Origin of the sequence: Streptomyces sp. YIM 98790, from assembly GCF_011421595.1 — a bacterium.
GTDB lineage: Bacteria > Actinomycetota > Actinomycetes > Streptomycetales > Streptomycetaceae > Streptomyces.
This window is the reverse complement of sequence record NZ_WTLH01000300.1, coordinates 1-4,529: the sequence shown is the minus strand read 5'-3', so window position 1 is coordinate 4,529 and position 4,529 is coordinate 1. Positions and strand designations below refer to the sequence as shown.

General features: G+C 78.2%; 2 protein-coding genes. Both read right to left on the bottom strand.

Features of this window, described 5'->3' with window-relative positions:
- Positions 1-37: 37 nt before the first annotated feature.
- Entirely contained in the window at positions 38-2,716 is a 2,679-nt protein-coding gene (locus GQS09_RS27050) for a DUF2309 domain-containing protein (protein WP_165990160.1), read from the bottom strand.
- A 129-nt stretch (positions 2,717-2,845) separates the two neighbouring features.
- A complete protein-coding gene (locus GQS09_RS27045) occupies positions 2,846-4,462 on the bottom strand; it encodes a proton-conducting transporter membrane subunit (RefSeq protein WP_207958336.1) in 1,617 nt (538 codons plus the stop codon).
- Between the last annotated feature and the right edge of the window lie 67 nt (positions 4,463-4,529).

Genomic DNA, 4,529 nt, shown 5'->3' with positions numbered 1-4,529 from the left:
CGGGCGGCCGGGCGGGGTGCGGACCCGGCTGCGGCGGTCAGCTCCCTCGGGCGGACCCGCCGTCCCCCGTTCCGCCGCCGGCCGGCCTCCAGGGCTGCCAGCCGGCCGGGGTGTGGCGGTGCCACGGCGCGCCGGGATGCTCGCGGGCGGCGAGGGCCGCCCAGTCGTGGCAGAACATCCGCTGGAGCACGGTGTGACGGGCGATGAGGGTGTCCAGCGTGCGCAGGGGTGCCTGCACGACGGCGAGCAGGCGCTGCGGCTCGTGGTGGACGTCGCGGCCGTCGGTGAGGGACTGCCAGGGCAGGCCGGTCAGCAGATCGCTGGTGTGGCCGGCCATGACGCCGAGCCCTCCTCCGACGACGTTGTGCAGGGCCTTGGTTCCGGCGCCGAAGGTGTGCGGGTCCACGGTGGTGAAGTAGTACTGGCTGTTGATCCAGTGGGCCACCACGAGGGGCGCGGTCAGGATGGTCTCCAGGACGGCGCCGTCCGGGTCCGGGCCGTGGTCGTAGTCGTGGAGGAAGACGCGGCGGCCGAGGTCGAGCCCGCGGGTGACGGACCGTGGGGCGATGACGATGGCGGCGTTGCCCGCCAGCCCCCATTCGGGGAAGACCTGGGCCCAGTCGCGGGCGCGGGAGCGGGTGTGGCGGGCGGCCCGCCGCGGGCCGGGACCGGCGGGCGCGCCGGGCAGGGTGGCGCAGCGCTCGGCGGCGAGGCGGGTGCCGGCGGTGCGCAGGTCGGCGGCGATCCGGCGGGCGTCCTCCCGGTGGGTGGCGGGGAGCAGGTGGGTGTCCAGCAGCGTCACGGTGTCGGTGGTGGTGTCGTGTTCGGCCGGCAGGAACCAGGTGTCGTCGGGGATGGCGATGCCGCGGCCGGCCAGGTGGCCGCGGACCTGCGGGTCGTTGAGCAGGGCGGCGGCGGCGCGGGCGTTGGGTCCGCCGGGATGGCCGCCGCAGGCTCCGCAGTGCAGGGCGGCCTGGTAGGGGTTGTTGTCGGTGTGGGCGCGGTGGCCGCACAGCACCACCAGACGGGCGAAACCTCCGGTCAGGCTCATCAGGGTGAGGACGGCCTCCGCGGTGGCGGCCCGCTCCGCCACGGTGAAGGCGTCCTCGATCGCCATCTCGGTCGGCGGGGCGGGGGCGACGCGGCGGGTCCACCACGCACGGATCGCGCCGCTGGCGTGCGGGGCGAGGGTCCTGGCCGCCGCCAGGGGGCCGGTGAGCCAGCCGGCGGATTCGGCGAGGACGAACGGCGCCAGCAGGTCGCTCTTGGCGGCGTGCACGGAGTGCTCCGCCGCGGCCATCGCCCGGCGGCCGGTCAGGGCGCGGCCGGCCGCCCGGCGCTGTCCGTGGGAGGGACGTTCGGTGACGGTGTGCCGGGGGGTGACCAGCGCGGGGCTCTGGACGCGCGCGGCGCCGCCGGCGAGATCGCGGTGGTTCATCGCGACGGCGAAGAAGCCCGCGAATCCCAGGGTCTGGTAGCCGCCGAGGGATTCCAGGTGGCGGCGCAGCCCCTCGGAACGGGTGTCGATGCAGCACACCACCTGCGCCGGCGGCCGGGCGGCGGAGTCCGGCCGCGGACGGGCGCCGGGGCCGGGCGCGGGGCCGGCGTTCGCGTCGGGGCCGGGGGACGGGGTGCGGGCGAGGGCGCCCAGCAACTCGTCCCGGTAGTGCCCTTCGTAGGCGTCCAGCCAGACCAGGGCCCGCTGCTCCAGCGGCACCCGGCCGAGCAGCGCGGCCAGCGCGGCGCGCTGCGCGGGAGCGGCGTCGCCGATGCCCAGTGCTGCCAGGAGGTGATGGGCGCGGTCGACCGGACCGGGGACGGCCTGCGGGGCCCCGGCGTGGCCGGCGGCGGCCGTCCAGGCGGTTCCGTGGGGGTGGGCGGCGGCGAGCGCGGCGGCCTCGACGGACACCCGCAGAGCCAGGTAGGCGGTCAGGTCGATGCCGCTGCCGGGGCGTTGGCCCCGCCACCGGATGTGGGAGGCGAAGCCGGGCAGGCACGCCAGATGTGCCTGGAGGCAGCGCACGCGCGGCGCGCCGGGCGGGACGCCGAGTGCGGCCAGGGCGTCCGCGAGGGCCTGTTCGGGGCGGTCGGGCAGGTCCCGCAGGCGGGCGCGCACCGGCCGGGGCAGCAGCATGTCGTGCGGGGCGAGGTTCCGCCAGGCGGGGTAGAAGCCGCGCTCCCGGCCGGGCATCGGCCAGGAGGACTGGCCGTCGTCCAGGTAGGCCGCGCACCACTGGGCGGTGTGGGTGTCGACCAGACGGGCCGCCTCCGGGGCGAGGATCTCCGAGGCGGTGCGTGCCCGGCGGCGCGGGGGCGGGGCCGGGATGCCGTGGCAGAGGTCGGCCAGCAGCAGCCCGGCGGGTTCGTGGCGGTCGGAGCCGAGGGTGAGCGGACGCTGCCGGAGGGCGGCGGGGAAGCGGCGCTCCAGGGCCGCGCGCAGGTCGTCGTCGGTGATCCTGCCGCGCTGCCGGGCGGCGCGCAGCCAGGTTTCGTCCGGGGTGATCCGGGCGCCGAGCAGGTCGGCGGCGGAGGTGACCGCCTCGGCGAAGGCGCGGTCCTGGAGGCCGGCCAGCGGGTTGACCGCGATGAAGTCGGCCAGCGGCCAGGTGGGGGCCAGCAGTTGGGCCGCGGCGGCGATGTCGGCGGGCAGCGTGTCCTGCCGCGCGGTGGCGGGCGGGGCGGTCCCGGTGGCCGTGCCGGCCGGGGTGACGGTCATGGGTACGGGCTCCTTCCTGCGGTGATGCGGTGCGGTACCCGGACGGGTGGTCCGTACGGATGCGGTGGGTTTCGAGGGGCGGGCGGCCGGAGGGCCGGTCCGGGTCCCGCCCGGGCCGGCCCGGTCCGGTCACTGCCGGGCCGCGCCGGACCGCGGGAGGTGCGGCTGCGGGACGGGCACCGGGTGCGGCGGGCGGTCGCCGGGGAACGCTCGGGGATGCTGCTGCCCGGCGGAGAGCGCCAGCGCGTAGAGGCGGCCGTACCAGTGGCCTGCGCCGAGCGCGGGTGCCACCCGGGGCAGCAGCGTGCCCGCGGCCAGGACCGCCACCACGGCACCGAGGAGCCAGGCCGGTACGGCGCCGGGGGCGGTGGCCGGCAGGGCGGGGGCGAAGAACGCCGTGACCGCCTTCACCAGGGCCAGATAGCCCGCCGCCGCGGCGGGCAGCACGATCACCAGCGCCGCCAGCCCGCCGGCGGTGGGATGGTGGCGCAGCCAGCCCCACGCCAGCCGTGCGGCGGTGGCCGCGGCGAAGACCAGCAGCGCCGCGCCGGCGGTGTGCGGGGGGAGCCACCACACCGCCGCGGCGACCGCGGCCAGGGCGGCGGCCACGGAGAGCACGGCGATCCCCGTCGTACCTGCGGGGGACAGGCGGGGAGCGGGAGGGGCCAGGGCGCGGCGGGCGTGCTGCTGCACCGCGGAGCCCGAGCCGAGGAAGAGGGCCGCCTTGAACAGCCCGTGCGCGAACAGGTGCACCACCGCCGCGGCGTAGAGGCCGAGCGCGCAGGTCATGAGCATGAAGCCCATCTGGCCGACGGTGGAGTGCACCAGGGCGCCCTTGACGTCGAAGCGGGCCAGCATGACCGCCGTCGCGGCGACGGTGCTGACGGCTCCGATGGCGAAGGCCAGGTGGGTGGCCACCGGCGCGGCGCCGAAGACCGGGGACATCCGTACCAGCAGGATTCCGCCGGCGTTGACGACGCCGGCGTGGAGCAGCGCCGAGACCGGGGTCGGTGCCGCCAGGGACGCCCCCAGCCACCGGTGCCAGGGCAGTTGGGCGCACCGCGCGGCGGCGGCCACCACGAGCAGGCAGGCCACCACGGTGCCCGTCGCGCCGGCGGCCGGGACACCGCCCGGGACACCGCCCGCCAGATCCGCCGGGAGAGGGCTGTGGCGGCGCAGGTCTGTATCGCCCCACACCGCCACCGCCAGGCCGACCGCCGCCCACAGCGCGACGTCTCCGGCCAGGACGGCGCGGCCGGTGCGGCGCGCGGCGTCGGCCGCCGAGGGCGCCGGCCGGTACACCCCCACCAGCCGGTACAGCGCCCATCCGGTGAGCGACCACGCCACCGCCAGGGTGACCAGGGTCGCCGCGGTCACCATCGCCGCGGTGGCGGCGGTCAGGGCCCCGGCGGCGGTCGCGAACCGGGCGGCGGCCAGGTCACCGTGCAGATAGCGGCGGGCGAACACCTGGACCACGGCGCTGACGCCGTACACCAGCAGCAGCACCACCGCGGTGACGCGGTCGGCCACCAGTCCCGTCCATGCCTGGCCGTCCGAGCGGGCGAGCACCGCCTCCACCGGCCCGTGGAAGGCCACCGTCACGGCGAGCCCGCACGCCGACGCGACGCACAGCAGCGCCGCGCCGGCGTTCAGGCCGGGAGCCAGGTCCCGCAGGCGCCGGGCCGATCCGGCGGCGGCGGTCGCCGCCGGCAGGGCCACGGCGGCCAGGAGCATCGCCTGCGTCACGGCCGCGGGTCCTCCTCCGCGCCGCCCGCCGCGCGGTGCCCGGCGAGGTCCGCGGCGTCCGGCCCGG